Source organism: Halorubrum sp. 2020YC2 (assembly GCF_018623055.1).
Classification (GTDB): Archaea; Halobacteriota; Halobacteria; order Halobacteriales; family Haloferacaceae; genus Halorubrum.
In genome coordinates, this window is the sequence record NZ_CP076019.1 from 426,712 (window position 1) to 449,456 (window position 22,745).

Annotated in this window: 19 protein-coding genes; 9 read left to right on the plus strand and 10 right to left on the minus strand. The window is 72.6% G+C overall.

What is annotated here, in order from left to right; translation table 11 throughout:
• Nucleotides 1-80: 80 nt before the first annotated feature.
• Both KI388_RS02130 and KI388_RS02135 read right to left on the minus strand, forming a co-directional pair.
• On the minus strand, nucleotides 81-1,253 hold the full coding sequence (locus tag KI388_RS02130; protein WP_215087762.1) for a cell division protein FtsZ: 1,173 nt from the start codon (nucleotides 1,251-1,253) through the stop codon (nucleotides 81-83).
• A gap of 126 nt (nucleotides 1,254-1,379) precedes the next feature.
• On the minus strand, nucleotides 1,380-2,483 hold the full coding sequence (locus KI388_RS02135) for an AI-2E family transporter (protein WP_215087763.1): 1,104 nt from the start codon (nucleotides 2,481-2,483) through the stop codon (nucleotides 1,380-1,382).
• Between the two features lie 119 nt (nucleotides 2,484-2,602).
• Between KI388_RS02135 and KI388_RS02140 the strand changes: the two genes are divergently transcribed.
• Entirely contained in the window at nucleotides 2,603-3,100 is a 498-nt protein-coding gene (locus KI388_RS02140; protein WP_215087764.1) for an NYN domain-containing protein, read from the plus strand.
• A 31-nt stretch (nucleotides 3,101-3,131) separates the two neighbouring features.
• On the opposite strand, the gene KI388_RS02145 is transcribed toward KI388_RS02140, so the two are convergent.
• The 7 genes from KI388_RS02145 to KI388_RS02175 form a co-directional block, all read right to left on the minus strand.
• Complete coding sequence (locus KI388_RS02145) at nucleotides 3,132-4,403, minus strand: M20/M25/M40 family metallo-hydrolase (RefSeq protein WP_215087765.1); 1,272 nt, start codon at nucleotides 4,401-4,403, stop codon at nucleotides 3,132-3,134.
• Nucleotides 4,400-5,365 (minus strand): diaminopimelate epimerase, encoded by a 966-nt coding sequence (gene dapF / locus KI388_RS02150; protein WP_215087766.1) that lies wholly within the window; start codon nucleotides 5,363-5,365, stop codon nucleotides 4,400-4,402. Before dapF ends, KI388_RS02145 begins: the two co-directional genes overlap by 4 nt.
• Nucleotides 5,362-6,798, minus strand: coding sequence for a diaminopimelate decarboxylase (lysA, locus tag KI388_RS02155; protein ID WP_251133186.1), 1,437 nt, complete (start codon nucleotides 6,796-6,798; stop codon nucleotides 5,362-5,364). Before lysA ends, dapF begins: the two co-directional genes overlap by 4 nt.
• Nucleotides 6,795-7,634: a 2,3,4,5-tetrahydropyridine-2,6-dicarboxylate N-succinyltransferase gene (locus tag KI388_RS02160; RefSeq protein ID WP_215087767.1), complete on the minus strand. Its 840-nt coding sequence runs from the start codon at nucleotides 7,632-7,634 to the stop codon at nucleotides 6,795-6,797. Before KI388_RS02160 ends, lysA begins: the two co-directional genes overlap by 4 nt.
• A gap of 57 nt (nucleotides 7,635-7,691) precedes the next feature.
• Nucleotides 7,692-8,519, minus strand: a complete 828-nt coding sequence (gene dapB / locus KI388_RS02165) for a 4-hydroxy-tetrahydrodipicolinate reductase (protein WP_215087768.1) — start codon at nucleotides 8,517-8,519, stop codon at nucleotides 7,692-7,694.
• Nucleotides 8,516-9,517: a 4-hydroxy-tetrahydrodipicolinate synthase gene (dapA, locus tag KI388_RS02170; protein ID WP_215087769.1), complete on the minus strand. Its 1,002-nt coding sequence runs from the start codon at nucleotides 9,515-9,517 to the stop codon at nucleotides 8,516-8,518. Before dapA ends, dapB begins: the two co-directional genes overlap by 4 nt.
• 260 nt (nucleotides 9,518-9,777) lie before the next feature.
• The gene (locus tag KI388_RS02175) at nucleotides 9,778-10,461 is read right to left on the minus strand and encodes a haloacid dehalogenase type II (protein WP_215087770.1); all 684 of its coding nucleotides are present in this window, start codon (nucleotides 10,459-10,461) and stop codon (nucleotides 9,778-9,780) included.
• 145 nt (nucleotides 10,462-10,606) lie between these two features.
• Between KI388_RS02175 and KI388_RS02180 the strand changes: the two genes are divergently transcribed.
• The gene (locus KI388_RS02180) at nucleotides 10,607-11,503 is read left to right on the plus strand and encodes an HD domain-containing protein (RefSeq protein ID WP_215087771.1); all 897 of its coding nucleotides are present in this window, start codon (nucleotides 10,607-10,609) and stop codon (nucleotides 11,501-11,503) included.
• An 81-nt stretch (nucleotides 11,504-11,584) separates the two neighbouring features.
• Here the strand turns inward: KI388_RS02180 and KI388_RS02185 are convergent, their stop codons facing one another.
• Nucleotides 11,585-13,102: an aldehyde dehydrogenase family protein gene (locus KI388_RS02185; RefSeq protein WP_215087772.1), complete on the minus strand. Its 1,518-nt coding sequence runs from the start codon at nucleotides 13,100-13,102 to the stop codon at nucleotides 11,585-11,587.
• A 116-nt stretch (nucleotides 13,103-13,218) separates the two neighbouring features.
• Between KI388_RS02185 and KI388_RS02190 the strand changes: the two genes are divergently transcribed.
• The 7 genes from KI388_RS02190 (at nucleotide 13,219) to KI388_RS02220 (ending at nucleotide 22,745) form a co-directional block, all read left to right on the plus strand.
• Complete coding sequence (locus KI388_RS02190; RefSeq protein ID WP_215087773.1) at nucleotides 13,219-16,980, plus strand: tetratricopeptide repeat protein; 3,762 nt, start codon at nucleotides 13,219-13,221, stop codon at nucleotides 16,978-16,980.
• Nucleotides 16,981-17,044: 64 nt separating this feature from the next.
• Nucleotides 17,045-17,554 (plus strand): PUA domain-containing protein, encoded by a 510-nt coding sequence (locus tag KI388_RS02195; protein ID WP_215087774.1) that lies wholly within the window; start codon nucleotides 17,045-17,047, stop codon nucleotides 17,552-17,554.
• Nucleotides 17,555-17,655: 101 nt separating this feature from the next.
• A complete protein-coding gene (gene purE, locus KI388_RS02200; protein ID WP_215087775.1) occupies nucleotides 17,656-18,264 on the plus strand; it encodes a 5-(carboxyamino)imidazole ribonucleotide mutase in 609 nt (202 codons plus the stop codon).
• A 632-nt stretch (nucleotides 18,265-18,896) separates the two neighbouring features.
• Nucleotides 18,897-19,313 carry an NADH-quinone oxidoreductase subunit A gene (locus KI388_RS02205; RefSeq protein WP_215087776.1) on the plus strand — a complete coding sequence of 139 codons (417 nt, stop codon included), beginning with the start codon at nucleotides 18,897-18,899 and terminating at the stop codon, nucleotides 19,311-19,313.
• The gene (locus KI388_RS02210; protein ID WP_215087777.1) at nucleotides 19,313-20,011 is read left to right on the plus strand and encodes an NADH-quinone oxidoreductase subunit B; all 699 of its coding nucleotides are present in this window, start codon (nucleotides 19,313-19,315) and stop codon (nucleotides 20,009-20,011) included. The genes KI388_RS02205 and KI388_RS02210 overlap by 1 nt, the downstream gene beginning before the upstream one ends.
• On the plus strand, nucleotides 20,008-21,672 hold the full coding sequence (locus tag KI388_RS02215; RefSeq protein WP_215087778.1) for an NADH-quinone oxidoreductase subunit D: 1,665 nt from the start codon (nucleotides 20,008-20,010) through the stop codon (nucleotides 21,670-21,672). The genes KI388_RS02210 and KI388_RS02215 overlap by 4 nt, the downstream gene beginning before the upstream one ends.
• The gene (locus tag KI388_RS02220) at nucleotides 21,672-22,745 is read left to right on the plus strand and encodes a complex I subunit 1 family protein (RefSeq protein ID WP_215087779.1); all 1,074 of its coding nucleotides are present in this window, start codon (nucleotides 21,672-21,674) and stop codon (nucleotides 22,743-22,745) included. The genes KI388_RS02215 and KI388_RS02220 overlap by 1 nt, the downstream gene beginning before the upstream one ends.

Genomic DNA, 22,745 nt, shown 5'->3' on the forward strand with positions numbered 1-22,745 from the left:
ACGCGGTTAATCGGTTCGGGTCCGCCGCCGGAGTCGGAGCGCGGCCGTCGGAGCGGAGGCGGAAGCGGTGCGAGCCGCCGTCACGCGATCGTCTCGCGGATCTCGCGGATCCGCTCCGGCTCGTCGATCCCGGACCGGACCACGACGGCGGAGACGGCGTCGCCGTCCGGAATCGGCGCGTCGCCGCTCAGGATGGCGTCCGAGCCGGTCTCCTCCGCGAGCCAGCGCCGCCCGTCGGCTATCGCCTCCCGGTTGAGCCACGCGGGCGGCCCGCCGACCACGAGCAGGGTCCGGTCGGCCCGTCCCTCGGGGACCTCGACCGTGTTCTTCCCGCGGGCCGCCTTCCGGATGACGGTCTCGACGGCCGACACCGCCTCGCTCGTGTCGACTTCCGCCGGCCCGGAGGAGCCGAACAGCCCCAGCCCGAACCGGGACCCCTCGTCGGGCGACTCCACCCGCTGGGTCGCGTGGCCGATCGCCGCGATCTCGCCGTCGCCGCCGGCCGCCCGGGCGACGTCGCTCGCGTCGAGCACCTGCTGGGGCGTCTCCGTCCCCTCGGGCGTCTCGCCGGCGCCGAACAGCGCCCCGATCCGCTCGGCGGCGGCCCCGTTGAGCCGGTCGCGGCCCCCGCCGAGCGCCTCGCTCGGGCGGAGCCACGCCGCGTTGTCGAACGGGAAGACCGCCGCGCAGCGGTCCGACAGCGCGTCGAGGGTCCGCGCCGCGTTCCGCTCGGCCAGCGGGCGGTGCGGGGTCGTCGGCGTCGGGTCGTTCCCGGACGCCGCGGCGGTCCCGGACGCCGCGCTCGACGGGCCGCCGTCCCCGTCCGGCTCCTCCGTCTCGCCCGGAGTCGGAAGGAACCCGAACGCGTAGACGGGCGCGTCGTAGAGCCGAGTCAGCTCCTCGGCCAGCGCTGGCGCCGCGCCCGCCCCGGCCGCGCCGCCGAGACCGACGACGATCAGGAACGCCTCTGCGCGCGACGGCCGCTGGTCGTCCATCGCCCTGCCGAGTTCGCCCGCGTGCGCGTCCCCGAGGCGGCGCCCCGCGTGGAGGTCGCCGCCGAGCCCGTCCCCGCCCGCCGCGTCTCCGAACCGGTACCGGCGCTCCTCGCCGAGCGCGTCGAGCGCCCCGAGCGCGTCCATGTCGGTGTCGAAGGCGTTGACGCCCGCGAGGAACGGATCGGCGCCGTGCTCGGCGGCGAGCCGGTCGGCGGTCCGCCCCCCGGCCCCGCCGAGACCGATGACGTGTACTCGCATACGCCCCCGGTCGTCGAGCGGGGATATATGACTTCGGCTCGGCGCCGGCGGGCGGTGACCGGTCGGCCGACCGCGCGGTCGCTCGCGCCGCGCGGAGACCGGGCGCGGCGGCGGCCCCCGGCCGCCTCAGAACTCGTTGAGCCGGCGCTGGCCCTCTGGGATCTCCGGTCCCGGATCCGGCTCCACGCCGAGCAGGCGCAACAGCGCGGTGTCCACGAACGTCAGCGCCAACACGAGGATGATCGGCGCCAGGAACAGCCCGTGGAAGCCGAACACGACCGGGCCGAAGATGTACGCGAGCATGAGCAGGCCGACGTGGGTCGTCTCGCCGCTGAAGTACGGCCGGAGGACGATGTCCGGGATGGTGTCGACGACCACGACCGCGACGGCGAGGAAGCCGGCGACGTACGCGAGCAGCGCGACCTCGCCGTCGAGCGCGGCCGGGACCGACATCGCCGCCGCCAGCGGGATGTAGACGATCTTCATCCCGATCACGGGGATCAGGCTGGCGATCCCCGTGATCGCGCCGGCGAGCGTCGGGTACGGGATCTCGACCGCGGCGGAGGCGACCGCGTTGAACCCGAGGTACGTCGCGACGGCGATGATCGAGATGGCGATGACGTTGAGCAGGTTCCCGTACAGCACCGCCTCCAGTTCGGCGTCGGCGGTCTCTAGGTACTCGCGGACGATCGCGTCGTCGTCGAAGCTGAGCAGCCAGTCGTGGAACCGGGAGCCGTCGATGAGCAGGTAGTAGGTGACGATGACGGTGATGATCAGGTTCAGGGCGAGCCCCGAGAGCGTGCTCGCCAGCAGCGACGCCTGCTCGGAGACGAGGTCGATGAGGGGGTCGAACTGCCCGGAGCGGTACGCCACGAGCAGTTCGTCCATCGTCGGGTTCGAAAGCTCCGCGAGGTCGGCTATCACCGAGTTCTCCGCGCCGATGGTGTCGGCCACCGGGTACTGCTCGATGAACCGCCGCGCCTCCAAGACCAGAAGCACCAGCGTGTAGCTCACCAGCCCGATGAGCGGGAGGCCGATGACCGACAGCGACACGACCGCGCGGACCCGGGCCGGCAGCCGGAAGCGTTCGAGCCGGTGGTAGAACCGCCGCGTCGAGTAGTAGAGGAAGACGGCGACGGTGAGGGGGGCAACGAACCGATAGGCCACGTAGCCGGCGACGAGCGCGACCGCGAGACCGAAGAGGGCCACGACGAACCGCTTTTCGTCCATGGGCCACGGTCGCCAGCGCCTGACATAAACCATGGTGGTCGCCGCGGCCCCGGCGGCGCCCGGGAATCGCGGTCGCGCCGATCCCAAAGCCCCTAACGGCGGGCGGTGAAGGGGGACGCATGAGCGAGATTCACCCGGACCAACGCGTCGCCGTGCTGGCCGACTCCCAGAACCTGTACCACTCGGCACAGAGCGTCTACTCGCGGAACATCGACTACTCCGGCCTGCTCGACGAGGCAGTCGCGGACCGGTCGCTCGTCCGCGCCATCGCGTACGTGATCCGCGCCGACTCGCCCGAGGAGGAGAGCTTCTTCGAGGCGCTTCGCGACATCGGCTTCGAGACCAAGATCAAGGAGATCAAGACGTTCGCGGACGGCTCGAAGAAGGCCGACTGGGACCTCGGCATGAGCCTCGACGCCGTCTCCTTGGCGAGCCACGTCGACACCGTCGTCCTCTGTACCGGCGACGGCGACTTCGCGCGGCTCTGCTCGCACCTCCGCCACGAGGGCGTCCGGGTGGAGGCGATGGGGTTCGGCAACTCGGCCGCCGACGAGCTGATCGAGGCCGCCGACGACTTCGTCGACCTCGCGGAAGAAGAGGAGACGTTCCTGCTGTAGTCGGCCGCGGGCTTGCGACGTTCCCTGCTCGTCACTCCAACAGCGCCGCCACCGCGGCCTCCACCGTCGCCGCGGCCGCCTCCACCTCGCGCACCCGGACGTACTCCCGCTCGGCGTGCGCGACCGCGCCCGCGTCGTCCGCGAGGTCGCCCGGCCCGAACACCACCGTCGGCGCCGGCGCGAAGTAGGAGGCCTCCGTCGCGGCGCCGAAGGGTCGCACGCTCCCGCCGCGCTCGCTCGGAAGGCCGACCGCGTCGCCCGCCTCGCGCGCCGCGCCCGCGACCGCTCGGACGAGTTCGCGGTCCGGGTCCGTCGCGAACGCCTCAAGGAACGGCGACCCGCGGTCGGTGAGCGCGACCGCGGCGTCGACGCCGCCGCGCTCGGCGTCGGCGTCGCCGCCCTCCCCCGTGCCGTCGGGGATGGACGACCGGACCGCGTCCGCGAGGGAGGACCGGAACTCCTCGGCCGTCTCCGGCGGGACGCTCCGCCGGTCGACCGTTATCTCGCAGTCCGCCGGCACCTGATTGGTTGCCGCGCCGCCCTCGATGACCGTTGGCGTGAGCTTCGGCGGCCCCAGTTGCGGGTGGGCGTCCGCGCCGTCGTCGAACGTCCGGACCGCGGCGAGCGCGTCCTCCGCGGCCGCGACCGCGTTCGCGCCGGCGAACTCCGCGGCGTGCGCGGCGGTCCCGGACAGCTCGACGGTCGCCTGAAATCTCCCCTTCGCGGCGGTGCACGCGTCGAGGCCGGTCGGCTCCCCGACCAGGAACAGGTCGCCGTCGAGCCGGTCGTCGGTCCCCGGGAGCCGGCCGGTCAGCGCCGCCGCGCCGAGCGACAGCGCCTCCTCGTCGGGCGTGAGCGCGAGCGTGACCCGGCCGCGGTCGGGGTCGGCGGCGAGGAATCCAGCTACGAGCGCCGCGAGCGGTCCCTTCGCGTCGCAGGCGCCCCGGCCGCGAATCACTTCTTCGGGCTCCCCTTCGGTCGGCGCGGAACCGCTGCGCTCGTCCTCTCGCGCCGCGCTCCGCTCGAACGGGACGTTCGGCGTCACCGTGTCGAGGTGGGTGTTCAATACGAGGTGCGGGCCGGCCTCGGGGGCCGGCGAGCGCTTCTCCGCGAGGACGCAGCCGTCCGCGACGACCGCGGGGTCGGCGCCACGGGCGTCCAGCAGGTCAACGACGAACTCGCGGGTCTCGTCGGGGGACTCGTGAGAGGGAATCCGGACCGCGTCTTCGAGGAACGAGACCGGGTCGAAGCCGGACCCGGTGTCCGTGTCGGCGTCCGCGTCGGCGTCGCTTCCGCCGCTCATCGCGGGTCGGCGGGGAGCGCCCCCGAGAACTCGTGGGCGACGGGGCCGGTCAGCGTGGCGTGGCCCGCGTCGGGGACGGTGATCTCCAGTTCGCCGCCCGGGGGTCGGCTCACCGCCGAGTCGCCGTCTATCAGTCCCAGCCGGCGGGCGGCCGCGACGACCGCGACCGCGCCGGTGCCGCAGGAGCGCGTCTCGCCCTCGACGCCGCGCTCGAAGGTGCGCTGATCGAGGACCGCCGGGCCCCCGCCGCTCCCGTCGTCGACGACCGCCGCGAGGTTCACGTTCGCGCCCTCCGGGAAGACGTCGGCGTGGCGGACCGGCGGGGCCACGTCGTCGAGGTCGACCGCGTCGATTCCGTCGGGGTCGTTGCGGCCGCCGTCGACGAACGCGACCGCGTGCGGGACGCCGGTGTTGGCGGCGGTGACGGTCAGCCCTTCGACGGACTCGTCGACCAGCGGCTCGCCGGCGAGGGGTCCCTCGCGAGCGACCGGGACCCGCCGGGGGCCGAACGTCGGCTGGCCCATCTCGATGGTGGCCGCGGTCGCGTCCGCGTTCACGGTGGCGCGCCGGGTGCCGGCCTGCGTGTCGATCATGAACTCGCGGTCGCCGGTCCGGTCGTGGGCCCACCGCGCGACGACGCGGGCCCCGTTGCCGCACATCGTCGCCGTCGAACCGTCGGGCTGGACCAGCGTCATCACGACGCGGGTGGGGTTGAACCGCTCCTCGATGCTCAAAAAGAGGACGCCGTCGGCGCCGCGTCGACCCGTTTCCCCGTCGCGGTCCGCGCCGGCGTCGCGCGGCGGCTCGGCGTCGAAATCTCCCCCGTCGACGCCCGTCTCGCGGTCGCAGTACGCTCGCGCGAACGCCGCGCGGTCCCCGACGTTCTCGGCGGCCGCGTCGACGACGAGGAAGTCGTTGCCCGTGCCGTGGTACTTCTCGACCGGGACGGCGTAGACGCTCATCGGTCCCCCTCCGGTCGGTCGGCTCCCGAGGTCGCTTCCCGTCGGCCCTCCTCGGCGGTTCCCTCTCGTTCGACCGTCGTCAGGTCTCCGAGCGTCTCTCGGCGTCGGGCGATCGTCGCGGCTCCGTTGTCGAGCGCGACCTCCGCGGGCCGCGGTCGTGAGTTGTATTGGCTCGCCATCTCGTATCCGTACGCGCCCGCGACCCCGACCGCGAGGAGGTCTCCTCGGGTCGGGTCGGCGAGCGCTCGGTTTCTACCGAGCGTATCGCCGGTCTCACAGATAGGTCCGGCGACCGTGACAGGGGTTGCCTCCCGCTCCGCGACGGGGGGCGCGTCGCCTCCATCGCGCCCCAGCCCGCCCCCCAGATTGCGGATCGGGTGGTACGCGTCGTACATCGCCGGCCGCAGGAGGTCCGTCATCCCCGCGTCGACGCCGACGACCGTCTCGTCCGGCGTCGGCTTCACGGCGTTCACCCGGGTCAGGAGGACCCCGGCGTCCGCGACGACGTAGCGTCCGGGCTCTATCGCGAGGTCGACGCCATCGGGGAGCGGCCCGACCGCCTCCCGGGTCGCCGCCGCCACCGCCGGCAGGTCGAGCGCCGGGGCGTCCTCCTCGTAGGGGACGCCGAAGCCGCCGCCGACGTCGACGTAGTCGAGGTCGACGGGGGCGGCGCCGCCGTCGCTCGGTTCGGAGAGGTCGCGCGCCAGTTCGCCCATCCGCGCGACCAGTTCGCGGTGGCTGTCCAGCTGGTCCGGGTCGATGCCGGAGCCGGGGTGCGCGTGGATCCCGACGACGTCGAACCGCTCGGCCGCCGCTCGGGTCGCTTCCGCGGCGCGGTCGTAGGGGATCCCGAACTTCGCGGCGCCGCCGGTGGTGACCTTCTCGTGGTGGCCCGCGCCGACGCCGGGGTTCACCCGGACGCAGACCCGGCCGTCGTAGCCGCGCTCCGCGAGGCGGTCGAGGGTGTCGACCGCGCCGACGGTAACCGTGAGGTCCGGCTCCGCCGCCGCGACGCCGACGACGTAGTCGAGGTCGCGGGCCGGCGGGTTGACCGCGGTGTAGTGGAGCCGCGAGCCGTCGAAGCCGGCCGCGAGCGCGCGGTCGACCTCTCCGGCCGAGGCGCACTCGGCGTCGAGGCCGGCGTCGCGGACCGCCTCCAGGACGGCGCGGCCGGTGTGCGCCTTGACGGCGTACCGCACGTCCGCGTCGGGGAACGCCGCGAGCAAGCGCTCGCAGTTCTCCCGGACGCGGTCGAGGTCCTGAACGTACAGGGGGGTCCCGTGCTCGGTCGCGAGGTCGCGCAGGCGGTCGGCGTCCCAGTCGCTCACGCGGCGGACCGGCGGGTTGTCGGCGGGGAGTTCGGCCGCTACCTCCGTACCTGCGTCGCCCGTGCCGCCCGCGTCGCCCGTGCCGCCCGCGTCGCGGTCGCTCATTCGCGGAGCGCGTCCTCCCGCCGCGTCGCTTCGAGGGTGTCCTCCTCGACGTGGGTCGCGACGACCGCGGGCTTGTACGCGCCGCCGTCGAAGAGGTCGTGGTCCCCGACGGACGACTCCACCATCCGGGTGAACGCGCGGCGCTCGGCCGGGAGGTGCCCGTAGATCACTTCCTCCTCGACGAGGTCGTAGACCGGGATGCGAGGCGTGAGAAGCGTGTTCTCCCCGACGATCGAGTCCTCCCCGACCCGGAATCCCGAGGTGACCCGGCAGCCCGCGCCCAGCGAGACGCCGTCTTCGATCACTACCGGCGCGTCCTCGACCGGTTCGAGGACGCCGCCGATCAGCGTGTTGGCGCCGAGCTTGACGTTCTCGCCCAACTGCGCGCAGGAGCCGACGGTGTCACAGGAGTCGACGAGGGTGCCGTCACCGACGTACGCGCCCATGTTGACGAACGAGGGGCTCATCATGATGCAGTCGCCGCCGAGGTACGCCCCGCGGCGGATCGCGGTCCCGTCCGGCGTGTTGCGCGTGCCGCGCTCCGCGAGGTCGTCGGTGTCGCGGAGCGGCAACACGTCGTGGTAGGTGACGCCGCCGTATTCGCGTGGCTCGGTCTCGCGCAGGCCGAAGTTGAGCAGAATTCCCCGCTTCACCCACTCGTTGGCCTCCCACGAGGTCACGTCGTCGCCGGTCTTCTCGGCCGCTCGGACCTCGCCCGCCTCCAAGGCGGCGAGGAACTCGTCGATCACGGCCGCGTCCGCGTCGGTCGCGTCCGCGGCGGTCAGCCCGTCCTGATACCGGTTCCAGAGGTCGGCTACGTCGGCTTCGAGGCTCATTGGATGGTGTATGGATGAGTGTCGGTATTGAACTGTCGATACACGTATGTCTGAGAGTTATTCATCGGCGTCCCCGGCGTCGCTGCCCTCGCTGCCGTCGCCGCCCGCACCGGCGTCCAGCACGTCCCCGAACCCGTACCACCCCGCGTCGCGGTCGGAGAGCCACGCGGCGGCGTCGAGCGCGCCCTCCGCGAACACCCCGCGGTCGCCGGCGCGGTGCGTGAGTTCGAGCGTCTCGCGGTTCCCGGCAAGCAGGACCTCGTGTTCCCCGGTCACGTCGCCCGCGCGGCGGGCGTGGACGCCCACCTCGCCGGCGCTCCGGGGGGCGTCGCCCTCGCGGCCGTGGACGCGCTCGTCGAGGTCGGAGCGCACGTCCTCGACGTCGTCGAGGATCGACTTTGCGGTGCCAGAGGGGGCGTCGCGCTTCGCGTTGTGGTGCGTCTCGGTCAGCTCCACGTCGTAGCCGGGGAGCGCGGCGGCGGCCTCCCGGACCGCCCGGCGCAGCGCGGCCACGCCGCGAGCGAAGTTCGACGCCTTGAGGACGGGCACCGCCTCGCTCGCGGCCCGGAGACCGTCGATCTGCGCGTCAGAAAACCCGGTCGTCCCCGTCACGAGGGGGACGCCCGCGTCGGCGCAGGTCTCGGCGTACGCGACCGCCGAGGCCGGCCCGGTGAAGTCGACGAGGACGTCCGGATCTTCGCTCGCGAGCAGGTCGTCGAGGTCGGCGGCGTCCCCGACCGCGACGCCCGCCACCGGGTCGGTCGGCGTGCGGTTGACCGCGACCGCGACCGCGACGCCCTCGCGGTCGGCGGCCGCCTCGATCACCTCGCGGCCCATGCGACCGCCCGCGCCGGTGACGGCGATTGCCAGGCCTTCGCCGCTCATTCCGCGTCCCCCGCGACCGCGGGCTCGGCGGCCGTCAGGTCGAGCGTCCCCGGCGCGTGCTCGTCGTACGCGGCCAGCAGTTCGCGGAGCGACTCGCGCCGCTCCTCGGAGAGCCGCGAGAGCGGCGACCGGACGCGCGGCCCGCCGCGCCCGCGGACGTGCATCGCCTCTTTCACCGGGATCGGGTTCGTCTCGGCGAACAGCTCGCGGACGAGCGGCGACAGCTCGTGGTGGAGCGCCCGCGCCCGGCCGTAGTCGCCCGAGAGCGCGGCGCCGACCATCGCGCAGGCGCGCTCCGGCTCGACGTTGGCGACGACGCTGATCGTGCCCGTGCCGCCGATAGAGAGGACGGGAAGCGTGAGCCCGTCGTCGCCCGACAGCACCGCGAACTCCTCGTTTCGGGTCCGCTCTATCACCTCGCTGATGAGGTTGAGGTCGCCGGAGGCGGCCTTGTACCCCCGGATGTTCGGGTGTTCCGCGAGCTCGGCGGTGACGTCGACCGGGATCGACTGTCCCGTGCGGCTCGGCACGTTGTACACGATCTGCGGGAGGTCGACCGCGTCCGCGACCGTCCGGTAGTGTTCGAGGAAGCCGGCCGGCTCGGGCCTGTTGTAGTACGGCGAGATGAGGAGCAGGCCGTCGGCGCCCGCGTCGGCCGCGCGCTCCGACAGCGAGAGCGCCTCCGCGGTGTTGTTCGAGCCGGTGCCCGCGATCACGGGGATGTCGTCTACGGCGTCGCGGACCGTCTCGATCACCGCCACGTGCTCGTCGTGGCTCATCGTCGCTGACTCGCCGGTCGAGCCGACCGGGACGACGCCGTCGACGCCCGCGCGTTCGAGGTATCGGGCGTTCTCGGCCAGCTGGTCGTGGTCGACCGCGCCGTCGTCGATGAACGGCGTCGTCATCGCCGGGTAGACGCCCTCGAAGGGCGCGTCGGTTCGCTCGCTGTTCGTCTCGTCTTGCGTCGCGTAGGGTGTCGTGGTGGTCGTGTCTGTCATGGGTGCTGTCGCGAGTCCGGGTCGGTGAACGGACCTGTGCGCGCGTCGGGGGTCGTCCGGGACGGGGTCGCCACTCCCGCCGGCGGACGGTTCACGCCCGTTTCTTCGAGAAGAGCCGCGTCGCTGGCGTCGACTGCGGACCGCGTGCGGACGCGGGTCGGGTCACACCGGTGTATGGATCGGTCGCGCGCTTATGCGTTGTGTCTCGGGTGGAAACTGCCGCCGGGGCCGGTCGCGGGTCCAGCGCTCGCGTCGCGGGGTCAGGCCCCGAGCAGGTCCGCCAGCTCGTGGAGCGTCTCGACGGTGACGTCCGGCTCGCCGCCGAACGGCTCCCACGGCGTCCCCTTCCGGTCGACCCACGCCGCCCCCATCCCGGCGTGGCGCGCGCCCAGCACGTCGAACCAGCCGGCGGTCGCGTGGACCACCTCGTCGATCGGGGTCCCGGTCCGGGCGGCGCCGTGGCGGTACAGCTCGGCGGCCGGCTTGAACGTCTCCACCTCGTCGGCGCTGATCGCGTCCTCGATCAGGTCCGCGATGTCGGCGTGGTCGACGAGCGACGCGAGCATCTCGGGGTCGCCGTTCGAGAGGACGTAGCAGTCGTAGCCGGCGTCGCGCAGCCGTCCGATGGCGTCGCGCACGTCGTCGAACACCTCCAGTTCGTGGTACACCGCGAGGACCTCGTCGCGCTCCGCGGCGGGGAGGTCGACGCCGTGCGCCTCAAGCGCGTGCGTCAGCGCGTCGCGGTTCATCTCGTAGAACGGCTGGTAGGCGTCTACGTAGTTCGCGACGAACGTGTACGCCAGCGACCGCGACCGCCACAGCCGCGACACCGGCTCGGGGTCCGCGACTCGGTCCGCGAGCGCCGCCTCGGCGGCCTCGACGTCCACGAGCGTGCTGTACGAGTCGAACGTCACCGTCGAGACGCGGCCGGGATCGAACGACATACGCGAGGCCACAGCGGGCGACGGCATAAGCGGTCGGGGCGCCGGCAGGATCCCAGCGGTTCGACCGGCGAAGCCGCGCGGCGGTCCGAACGACGGATCCGCGCGCCTCGCACATTTATCCCGGGCCGGCGACTCTGGGAGACGCATGAGCGACCCTGCCGACGACACGCCCGACCCGACGGAAGACGCCCCGGATCCGACGGACGGCGCGCGCGAGGGGATCGGCGCGGACCCCGACGCCGACCGCCACGAGTACGACCCGGACGCCGACCACGCGTTCCCCGACGACCGGCTCAACGAGGTCATGTCGTGGCTCACGTCGGACGAGGAGGTCCTCGCGTACCTGGAGGCGCAGAACGTCAACCCGGTCGCGCGGAAGGGATACAACGACCACGGCGCCAAACACGTCGAGATCGTCCGCGACCGCGCGCTGCGGCTGTACGACCTGCTCAAGTCCGGCGGGGTCGAGTTCAACGGCGCGCGCCAGCAGGGGTTAGACGAGGCCGACGAGCCGGTGATCGTCGCGCTTGCGGCGACGCTCCACGACATCGGCCACGTCGTCCACCGTCACGACCACCCGTACTACTCGATCCCGCTGGCGGCGGACTTACTGGACGACCTCCTCGCAGACTTCTACGGCGTGGCCGATCAGGTCCGCGTGAAGGCGGAGGTGCTCCACGCGATCCTGTGTCACCACACGGAGGAGCAGCCGCTCACGCTGGAGGCGGGCGTCGTCCGGATCGCGGACGGTCTCGACATGGAGCGCGGGCGCTCGCGCGTCCCCTACGAGGAGGGCGGCCGCGGGATCAACACCGTCTCCTCGCAGGCGATCGAGCGCGTCTCGCTGCGCGAAGGCGACGAGACGCCCGTTCAGGTCGTGATCCGGATGAACAACGCCGCCGGCGTCTATCAGGTTGACTCCCTGTTGAAGGCGAAGATCGACGGGTCGTTGCTCGAAGACCGGATCCGGACGGTCGCGATCAACACGCACAGCGACGGGAACGACGGGAACGGCCCGATCGTCGACCGGGTCGAGCTCTGACCGGTCTCCGTCCCTGACCGGTCCCGGATCGGACCGGTCTCGGTTCCGATCGGTCCCGCTGACCCCTCGAACTCTCCCGAGTCAGGGCCCGCGAAGCGTCTCCCCCGCGCCGTTCCGGTGTGACGCCTCGTCCGTCACGCTCGTCGCGGCGACGGTCGTCGTCCGCGTGAGGCGCTCGGGCGTGAGTCCGCCGCAGAGCTGGCTCCCCTCGACGGCCCCGCCGCCCAGCACCGGCGCCGCCTCGAACCCGTTCGAGCGCGCGCCCGTCGCGGCGATCCCCGGCTGGTTGACGACGAGGCGCCCGGGAGAGAGCCGCTCCGCGACGCGTCGCGCGCGGCGCTGCTGGGTGGTGTGGACCGCCGCGGCGTGGGGGGTACCGATCTCGGCCGCGAGCGCCGTCGCGGCGTCGAACCCGTCGCGGCCGTGGACGGCTATCGCGGGGACCCCGGACAGCGTCGCGAGCGGGTCGTCGGCGCCGTCGGGTTCGGCAACGAAAAAGGCCGCCTCTCTGGCCGGACTCGGGAGGTCGAGCGCGGCCGCCAGCCAGCGGGGAGAGTTGCCGCGCGGATCCGTCTCGCCGTCGACCGCTCCCGCCTCGCCGTCGACCGCTCCGCCCACCGCCTCGTCGCCTCCCCGCGAGCCGTCGAGCAGCGCCCGGAAGCGGTCGCGCTCGGCGGCGTTGAGGACGTACCCGCCCTCCTCCTCTAAGGCGGTACACAGCGGGCCGACGGCCGGCGAGACCGTGACGACCGCGGCGTCGCCCGCGGGGTGGGCCCCGAAGTCGTAGGTCGCCCCCACCGCCACCCGCGTCGCCACGGCCTCGGGGGGAACCGACCCGTCCGCGACGGAGACGACGCCGTCCGCGCCGGCGGCGACGTTCGGCGTCCCGCAGCGCTGCCCCGCCGCGACCGTCGCCTCGGACCCCGCCGCGACGACGAAGTCGGCGCGCTCGAACAGCGCGTCCGTCTCGGGCTTCGAGGCCGGCGCGGGCAGCATCGAGACCGCGCCGGTCGGCGCCCCCGCGTCGGAGAGCGCGCGGCGGACGGTCTCGACGACGACGTCGCAGGTCTCGACGGTCGACGGCGAGGGCGCCAAGACGACCGCGTTCCGGGTCGCGAGCCCGTACAGCGAGAGGACGGCGGGGACTACGACCGGGTGCGCCGCGGGGACGGACGCCCCGACGACGCCCATCGGACCGGCGACGGTCACCGTGCCCGCCGCGCCGTCGCGGTCGACCGCGCCCGCGGTCGGCGCGCTCCGGAGCGTCCGCCGGGCGGCGTCGAGTTCGGTCGCGACCTTCTCGGCCTTCGTCCCCGGGTGGCCTCGCCCCGTCTCGTTCGCCGCCGACCGCGCGAGGCGACTGACCGCCTCCCCGTCCGCCAGCCGCTCGCCGACCGCCCGCACGAGGCCGTCGACGGCGTCGGGCTCCCACGCGGCCAGTTCGCCGGCCGCCGTCCGCGCCGCCGCGACGGCCCGCCCCGCGCGCCCCAGCGAGTCCGCGGTGGGTCCCCCCGGTTCGTTCCGGGTGCTCGCTTCCGTTTCGTCGAGTCGGTTCGCCGTTCCCGGTCCGTCGCCCTCGCCGCTTCGCTCCCGTCCCATGGGTCCGGCTGCGGCGGTATCCGCCTTATTCTCACCCCGTGAAACACTGTGTCACCGCGTGCGGCGAGCCGTCACTGAGGAAACAGTTATATCGGTGCGGTCGGTGCGAAGGACGTATGACTGAGCCGTCGGAGCTCGTGGGCGTCGTCGAACGGCGCCTCGACTTCCTCGAACGGCTCGCCGCGGAACCGCTGCGGAAACACGAGCTCGTCGACGCGCTCGGCCACTCCCGGTCGACGGTGAACCGCGCGATAGACGAGCTGGAGGCGGCGGGGCTCGTCGCCGGCGAGACGGACGGCTACCGGACGACCCTCTCCGGGCGGCTGCTCGCGAACGCGTACCGCGAGTTCCTGACGGTCGCGGACGACCTCTCGGCCGCGGGCGACGTGCTCGACCCGCTCGGCGCCGACGCCGACGTCTCCGCCGCGATCCTGCGCGGAGCCGAGACGTACCGGGCCGCGGCCCCGGACCCGTACCGGCCGCTGGAGGTCCTCGACGACGCGCTGGCCGACGCCGACGCGGTCGCCGCCGCGCTGCCGGCGTTCCCCTACCCCCGGGTCGCGGAGCGGCTCCGGCGCGCGGCCGCCGGCGGCGGGACCGTCGAGCTCGCGCTGGCGGAGCGGGCGTACGGACACGCCGCCGACCGGTTCGCGGACGACCTCGGAGCCGTCGCGCGCCGGGAGGGGTGCCGGATCGCGACGGTCGACGACGTCGACGTGGGGGCGGTCGCGGCGGACGGGGTCGCGCTGCTCCTCACCTTCGACGACGGCGCGCTCCACGGCGCGGCGGTCTCGACCGACCCCGAGGCGGTCGCGTGGGCGGAGGCGCGGGTCAGCGAGCTGATCGACGGGGGAAGCGACGGCGGCGAGACGCTCGCGGCGATGGGTCAAGCCGGGGCGGACTCACACGAGGGGCGGTCGGGCGAATCCGAAGCCGACAGCCGGCCGAGCGGTTCCCCGGCCGACTCCTCGGGCGCGGAAGGACGCGGCGACGGGGTCGCGGACTCGGGAGGGGACGGCGACGGGACAGCGGAGTCGGGACGGAGCGACGGCGACGCGCTCTTCGGGCGGTCGAGTCCGGACCGACCGGGGCGCGACGCGCTCTCGGGGCAGGGGTTCCACCCGGTCGACGAGGACCGGCTCGCGGGGGACCCGGACCCGTACGGACCGCTCCGCGCCACGGCGTCGTTCCCGGAGGTCGACGCGGGGTACGTCCTCGACAGGACGACGGTCCGCGGCGACGAGCGGCGGTCGATCGCCGGGCTGTTGATCGAGGGGCTCGCGGCCGGGACCGACCACGCGCTGGTCGGCCCGCCGGGCAGCGGGAAGAGCACCGTCTGCCGGTCCGTCGCGGTCGCGTGGTACCGGTCGGGGCGCGGTCCGGTCACCTACCGGCCGGGCGCCGGCGGCGAGGCGTTCACCGCGACCGAGCGCCTGCGGGAGCGCGTCACCGAGAGCGACGGGCACCACCTCGTGGTGGTCGAGGACGCCGTCGACCCCGGGGCGGCCGAGGCGATCGGCGTCGCCCGCGAACTGGCCGACCGCGACGACGTGTCCTTCCTCTTCGACGCCCGGGAGGAGCCGTACGACGACCCCGACGGGCTCCCCCTCTCGCCGGCGGACCTCCGCTACCGCCGAGCGATAGCGACCGTGCGGATGCCCCGGCTCGACGAGCGCGAGGTCGAGCGGTTCGTCGGCCACCTCACCGAGCGCACCGGCTCCGCCCCGACCGCCGACGCGGGGTCCCTCCTCACCGACGTGCGGCGCGCCGACGACGAGCGCGTCGGAGAGCTGCTGTGTCTCGTCCACCACCTCGTCCGCGCGACCGAGGGCCGGGCCGACGGCGCCGGCGGGAGCGGCCCCGAGACGGCGTCCGGACTACGGGGGGCGGTCGCCGAGTCGGTCCGCGATGCCCGGAACCGGCCGCCGCCGCCGGCGGACGTGGCGGTGCTGGTGAACCTCCTCAACGTCGCCGGCGTCGGTGACGTCCGGACTCTGGCGTACGCGCTCGTCGACGGGCCGGAGCGGGACGCCGACGCGGGGGGGAGCGGGGCCTCGTCACCGACCGTCGACGAGGTCCGCCGGGCGCTCGAACGACTGGTCGGAACCGCCCTCGTCGAGTCCGGAGACGGGGGGTACCGGACCGTCCACGACGAGTGGTCGGTGCTGTTCCTGGAACGGTTCGTCGAGCGGGAACCGGCGCCGGTCGTCGCCAGGCGCGTGGGCCGGGTCGTCTCCCGGGTGCTCGCGCTCGCTGACGACCCCGCGCGTCGATCCCGCGTGCGGCGGGCCGTCGGCGGGGACGCGCCGACGGTGGACCGGATCGAGCGCCACCCGGGCGCGTGGGCCGCCGAGACGGTCCGCGCGGCGTACGGGGCCGGTCGCCGCTACCCCCGGCTCGCGGCGCTGTACGGTCGCGTCCGCTACGCTTGGATCGACCTCCCGGACGCGTGTCCGGACGGCCTGCGCGACCGTCCGCCGGAGTGGGTGGCGCGGATGTACGTCGACGCCGGGGACCTCGACGGCGCGACGGCCGCCCTGGACGCGTGGCGACCGACCGACGGGACCGCGGCGGCCGAGCGCCAGCGCGGGTACGGCGACGTCGCGCGGCGCCGCGGCGAGTACGACGCCGCGCGCGAGCGGTTCGAGCGGGCCGAGGAGCTGTTCACGGCCGCGGGCGACCGCGCCGGGTTGGCGGCGGCTGTCAGGGGGCGCGCGCAGGCGGCCCACTTCGACGGCGACTACGAGGTCGCCTACGAGGCGGCCTCGCGGGCGTACGCCATCGCCGCGGCGGCCGGCGACCCGATCGGGAGGGCGAAGGCGCTGATGGACGCCGGGAACGCGCTCGATGCGCTCGACGGGACCGACGCGGTCCTCGACCACTACCGGGTCGCCGGCGACCTGTTCCGCGCGCACGACGACACCCACGGGGAGGCGAACGTCCGGACGAACCTCGCGGTCGCGCTGCGGCGGCGGGGGGACCTCGACGCGGCCGAGCGGACCGCGAGCCGCGCGCTCGACGGCTACCGGACGGTCGGTGACGAGCACCGGGAGGCCATCTCCCTCCTGAACCTCGCGGCGGTGGCCGAGCAGCGCGGCGCGGTCGCGGAGGCGGTCGACCGCGCGTCCGAGGCGCGAGCCATCGCCCGGCGGCTCGGCTCGGAGATGTACGAGGCGTTCGCGCTGAGCCACCTCGGCAGCGCGGCCCACCTCGCCGGCGACCTCGACCGGGCGGAGCGGTTCCTGACGGCCGCGCTCGACCGCCTCGACGCGCTCGACGCCGAGACCCGGTGCGCGATGGTGACCGCGGTCCTGGCGGAGGTGGCTGTCGAGCGCGGCGACCTGTCGGAGGCCGAGCGGCGGGCGGAGCGGACCGGGTCGCTGCTCGACGGCCACGCCGGCCACAAGCGGTTGGCCGAGCTGAACCGGATCAGGGGTCGGCTGGCGCTCGCGCGGGGAGACGGCGACGCGGCGGCGACGGCGCTGACGGACGCGGTCGACGCCGCGAGGGCGGGCGGGTTCACGCAGGCCGAGGCGCAGGCGCTCGCGGCGCTGGGCGCCGCCGAGGCCGAGCGCGGCGACGCCGTCGCGGCGGCAGACCGGCTGACCGCGGCGCTCGACCTCGCCAGTCGGATCGAGGGCGCCCGCGCGACCGTCGCGGCGGCCGACCGGCTCGCGGCCCTGCTCGCCCGGGAGCCAGACGGAGCGAGCGAGGCCGACGGACTCAACCGCGAGGAACTGGCCGAGGCGCTCCGGGCGTCGCCGCCGGAGTCGGTCCCGGCGAGCAGGGCCGCGGACCCGGTCGCGTATCGCGAGGTCGCTGACCGGTGGCGCGTCGACGGCGACGGGGTCGCCGCGACGTACCCCGCGCTCGGCTGAGGGGGCGATCAGCGACGCGGGCCGGTGTCGCAATCGCTTTCAGCGCGCGGTCGGTATCGCTGGCATGACCGACGCAGCGACGCTCGCGGACCTTCGAACCGCCGCCGACTACCAGTTCGGGAGCGGCGCGGGCGAGGCCCTGTTCCCGCCGGACGACCCCCTCACCGTGCGCCGGTCGAGCGGCGGCCGCCCGCGGCAGGTGATCGACGGCGACGTCGACGACACCCCGGGCAGCAGCGAGGGGAGCCGCCTCGTCTCGTACGGCACCGACGGCCGGTTCACGCTCGGGCTCGCGGGCGGCCGACGGATCCACGAGGCGTTCACCGAACCCCGCCACCGGATGGTCGTGGGCGAGGAGAGCGAGCCGTTCGTGCGCGAGGGACGCAACGCGTTCGCGAAGTTCGTCGCCGCGGCCGACGACGGGATCCGGCCGGGCGACGAGGTGCTCGTCGTCGACGAGTCGGACGCGATATTCGCGGTCGGCCGCGCCGAACTCTCCGGGACGGAGGCGGAGGAACTGGGGTCCGGCGTCGCCGTGAAGACCCGAGACGGGAACCCCGCCGACGGCGACTGAGCCTCACCGGGCCGCCGGCGCTCGCCGGTCTCGCTCTCCTTCTCGCCCGCCCGGTCGCCGCATCCGGCAGTTCCTTACGGTCTTCCGCCGAACCCTCCGCCGTGACCACGGTACAAGACCTGATCGACCGGCTCGAAGCGGAAGCGGACGCGGACGTCGACTCCGGAGCGACCCCCGACGTGGGGATCATCATGGGGTCGGACTCGGACCTCCCCGTCATGGCGGACGCCTACGAGGCGCTCGACGACCTCGGGTTCGCGGAGCAGACCGACTTCGACGACGCGCCGGACGCCCGGTTCACCTACGAGAGCTACGTCGTCTCGGCGCACCGGACGCCGGAGCTCATGTACGCGTACGGGGAGACGGCGACGGACCGCGGGCTCGACGTGATCGTCGCGGGCGCGGGCGGGAAGTCCGCCGACCTGCCGAACATGACCGCGTCGATCGCGTACCCGGTGCCCGTGATCGGCGTGCCGGTCCAAGAGAAGTCCGTCGACTCCGTCATCGGGATGCCGACGGGCGCGCCCATCGTCGCCGTTGACGCCGGGAAGTCGTACAACGCGGCGCTGTCGGCGGCGCAGGTGCTCGCGCGCGAACACGACGAGATCGAAGAGCGGCTGGTCGACCTCCACGACGAGCAGAAGGCGGACGTCGCGGACGTCTCCGCCGCCCTCCACGACCTCGGCATCGACGGGTTCCGCGATCGGTGAAGGTGACTCTCTTTATAAACGCGTACGGGAGGTGTCTGCGGCGCGGTGAACCTTTCCAAATCCCGGTCGCTTGCTTATAAATAACCGCTGACGTATCGACGGCAAACGCCGCCAAAGCCCCAGCCGATCGTTTATAAGTAGTCCTCAACAGATCAACGGCAAACGCCGCCAAAGCCCCAGCCGCGAGGACTCGCGCGGCTCGGTGCGCTCCTCGCTCGTTCGCTCCGCTCACTCGCTGCGGTGCTTCCGTCGCCGTGCTTCGTCCTCGCGACTGCCCCTTTGAGTCCCACCCCGCACCGCACAGCCCCGCACCTCACACCTCCCCAGCCTCGTCGGTGGTCCTCCGCGTTGCTCCGGACCACCGACTCCCTCGCGCGTGCTCCTCGTGGCCTGTCGGCCACTCGGAGGCACGCGCCACCGCACGGTGTTCACTTATAAATGGAGATCAGCTCGTCCGCCGGCCAGCTGCCGCGCTTCCGTCGACTCGCACACCGATTCGGATCGAGGACTCTCACTCGGTTCGCAGGCGCTTCCACCGCGAACGGGCGATACCGGCCCGCACGCCCGCGGACGCACAAGACTCAACGCTTATGAGGGGGCGGTCCAAACCCCAGCACGTTACGGAGACCTATATGAGCGATTGGATAGCGATTGGCGCCTTGGCGGTCGTCGGCCTGCTCATCCCGATAGCGATGATGACAGTGTCGGCGTTGCTCCGTCCGAGCGTGCCTGAGACCGGTAAAAGTACCACCTACGAGTCCGGCGAGACCCCGACTGGCGGGACGCGGATCCGGTTCAACATCCAGTACTACATGGTCGCGCTGTTGTTCGTCGTGTTCGACATCGAGACCGTGTTGCTGTTCCCGTGGGCGGTCATCTACCGCCCGGCCGTTCAGGCCGGCGTTCCGATGGCCGACCTGCTGTGGCCGATGTTGGCGTTCGTCGGCGTTCTCGCGGTCGGACTCGTCTGGGCGTGGCGGTCGGGTGTGATCAGCTGGGCCCGCAGCCCCCGCGCGACCAACAGAAAGACGACGGAGGACATCAACTAATGAGCAGCGATCAACCGTTTATCACCGACGAATCGCAGGTCGTCACCGAGACCAGAGACGCCCGGATGACCGGGCAGGGCGACCGATTCAACTCCCGGCTCCGCGAGGCGTTCGGCTCGTCGCCGTTCATCCTCACCAAGTTCGACAAGTTCCTGAACTGGTGTCGGGGCTCCTCGATGTTCATGCTGCAGTTCGGCATCGCCTGCTGTAGCATCGAGATGATGCACACCTACGCGGTGAAACACGACCTCGACCGCTTCGGGTCGGGCGTCCCTCGCGCCTCGCCGCGGCAGGCCGACGTGATGATCGTCCCCGGGACGATCGTCTCGAAGTTCGCCCCGCGGATGAAGCGCGTGTACGACCAGATGCCCGAGCCGAAGTTCGTCGTCGGCATGGGCTCGTGCACCATCTCCGGCGGCCCGTTCCAGGAGGGGTACAACGTGATCAAGGGCGCCGAGGAGGTCATCCCGATCGACATCCACGTCCCCGGCTGCCCGCCCCGCCCCGAGGCGCTCGTGTACGGCGTCGTGAAGCTGCAGGAGCGCGTCGCAAACGGCGAGGCCGCGCCCGTCACCGTCAAGCCGTACGAGCTGGAGGAGTTCTCGGACCTCGAACGCGACGAACTCGTCGACAAGCTGTCCGACCAGATCGACGACGACGAGCTCGTCATGCGGTACAACTTCGCTGATTCGCCATGAGCCTCGAACGACCAGACACCGTCGACGACGGCGCCGTCGAGCGGACGCCCGACGAGCTGGAGGCGCTGCTGGGCGACCTCGTCGTCGACCGCGACGACCACCTGAACGCGCCCGGCTTCGTCATCCGCCCGGACACCGTTCAGGAGACGCTTCGGACCCTGAAAGAGCAGGCGGGGTACGACCACCTCTCCGTCGTCTCCGCACAGGAGTACGAGAACCGCTACGAGTCGATCTACCACCTGAAGAAGTACGACGACCCCACTCAGGAGGTCAGCATCGTCGTCCCCGCGGACAAGGATAACCCGGTCTCGGAGTCGGCCGAGCCGGTCTTCCGCACCGCCGACTGGCACGAGCGGGAGGCGTACGACCTGATCGGGATCGAGTACGACGACCACCCCGACCTGCGTCGGATCCTGCTGCCCGAGACGTGGCAGGGCCACCCCCTGTCGATGGACTACGACAAGGACCGGCCGCAGATCGCCACGCTGCCGGAGCACGCGAACCCGCTGGAGGACCACCACAAGGACGCCGAGTCCGACACGATGTTCCTCAACATCGGGCCGCACCACCCGGCGACCCACGGCGTGCTCCACCTGAAGACGGTCCTCGACGGCGAGCAGGTGGCCGACGTCGAGCCGGACATCGGCTACCTCCACCGCAGCGAGGAGCAGATGGCGCAGTCCGGGACGTACCGCCACCAGATCATGCCGTACCCGGACCGCTGGGACTACATCTCGGCGGGGCTGCTCAACGAGTGGGCGTACGCCCGCGCGGCCGAGGACCTCGCGGACATCGAGGTGCCGGAGTACGCGCAGGTCATCCGGACGATGGGCGCGGAGATGTGCCGGATCGCCGCGCACATGCTCGCGCTCGCCACGTTCGCGCTCGACATCAACGGCGACTTCACGGCGACGTTCATGTACGCCATCAACGACCGCGAGCGCGTCCAGAACCTCCTCGAGGATCTGACGGGTCAGCGGCTGATGTTCAACTACTTCCGGCTCGGCGGGGTCGTCTGGGACCTGCCGGAACCCCGCGACGAGTTCTTCTCGAAGACCCGGGACTTCCTCGACCAGCTCCCGGAGTCCGTCGAGGAGTACCACAACCTGATCACGTCCAACGAGATCTTCCAGATGCGGACGGTCGACACCGGGGTCCTCCCGCCGGAGGTCGCGAAGAACTACGGCGCGACCGGCCCGGTCGCCCGCGCCTCGGGCGTCGACTACGACCTGCGTCGCGACGACCCGTACGGCTACTACGACGAGCTCGACTGGGACGTCGTCACCGAAGACGGCTGCGACAACTTCAGCCGGCTGCTCGTCCGGATGCGCGAGGTCGAGGAGTCCGCGAAGATCATCGAGCAGTGCGTCGACCTGCTCGAGGAGTGGCCCGAAGACGAGCGGACGATTCAGGCGAACGTGCCGCGCACGCTGCGCCCGGACGACGACACGGAGATCTACCGCGCCGTCGAGGGCGCGAAGGGCGAACTCGGGATCTATATCCGCGCCGACGGGACTGACAAGCCGGCTCGGTTCAAGATCCGCTCGCCGTGCTTCTCGAACCTCCAGACGCTACCGGAGATGGCGAACGGGGAGTACATCCCCGACGTCATCGCCGCGCTCGGTAGCCTCGACATCGTCCTCGGGGAGGTGGACCGCTGATGGGCACGGCGCCCGCGCAGCTGTTCCCCGAGTTCATCGTCGACACGCTCGGGCTCGACAGCGTGATCGGCGAGGTCGCGGCCTCGCTCGTCGCCGCGTTCGTCGTCGGGAACATCATCCTCGCGTTCACGGGCGTCGCGGGCCCGTGGGCGAAACGGAAGATCACGGCCGCGTTCACCGACCGGATCGCGGTCGACCGGATCGGCCCCTACGGGCTGTTAATCATCCCGGCGGCCGCGGTCCAGCTGCTCGCGAAGGAGCTGATCATCCCCGAGGGCGTCGACCGCCCCTCGTGGGACATCGCGCCGATCCTCCTCCCGGCGTCGGCGCTTCTGGGCTTCTCCGTCATCCCGATGGGACAGCTCGGCCCGATCAACCTCCACCTCGCGGACCCGGAGGTCGGCTTCGCGTTGGTGTTCGCGTTCGCCTCCATCGCGTCCGTCTCGCTGGTGATGGCCGGCTACGCGTCGAACAACAAGTACTCGCTCCTCGGCGGCCTCCGCGCCGTCGCGCAGAACCTCGCGTACGAGATCCCGCTCATCGTCACGGCGATGTCGGCCGTCATCTTCGCCGGCACGCTCCAGATGAGCGGTATCGTCGGCGCGCAGACGGAGACGCTCGCGACGATCGGCGGCATCGCCATTCCGTCGTGGTACGCGTTCGTGAACCCGTTCGCGTTCGTGCTGTTCCTCACGGCGAACATGGCGGAGATCGGACGGAACCCGTTCGACATCCCCGAGGCGCCGACGGAGATTGTCGGCGGGTACCAGACGGAGTACTCCTCGGCGTACTTCGTCCTCTTCTACCTCGGAGAGTTCGTCCACATCTTCCTCGGCGGGGCGATCCTCGCCGTGACGTTCCTCGGCGGCGCCTCCGGGCCCGGCCCGGAGAGCATCGGCTTCATTTGGTTCGTGGTGAAGATCTGGGGCTTCTTCCTGTTCACGCAGTGGGCCCGCGCGGCGATACCCCGCGTCCGGATCGATCAGCTGATCGAGATCGGCTGGAAAGGTATGCTGGTGCTGTCGTTCGCGAACCTGGTGCTCACGGCCGTAATCGTGGGGGTGATCGCGTAA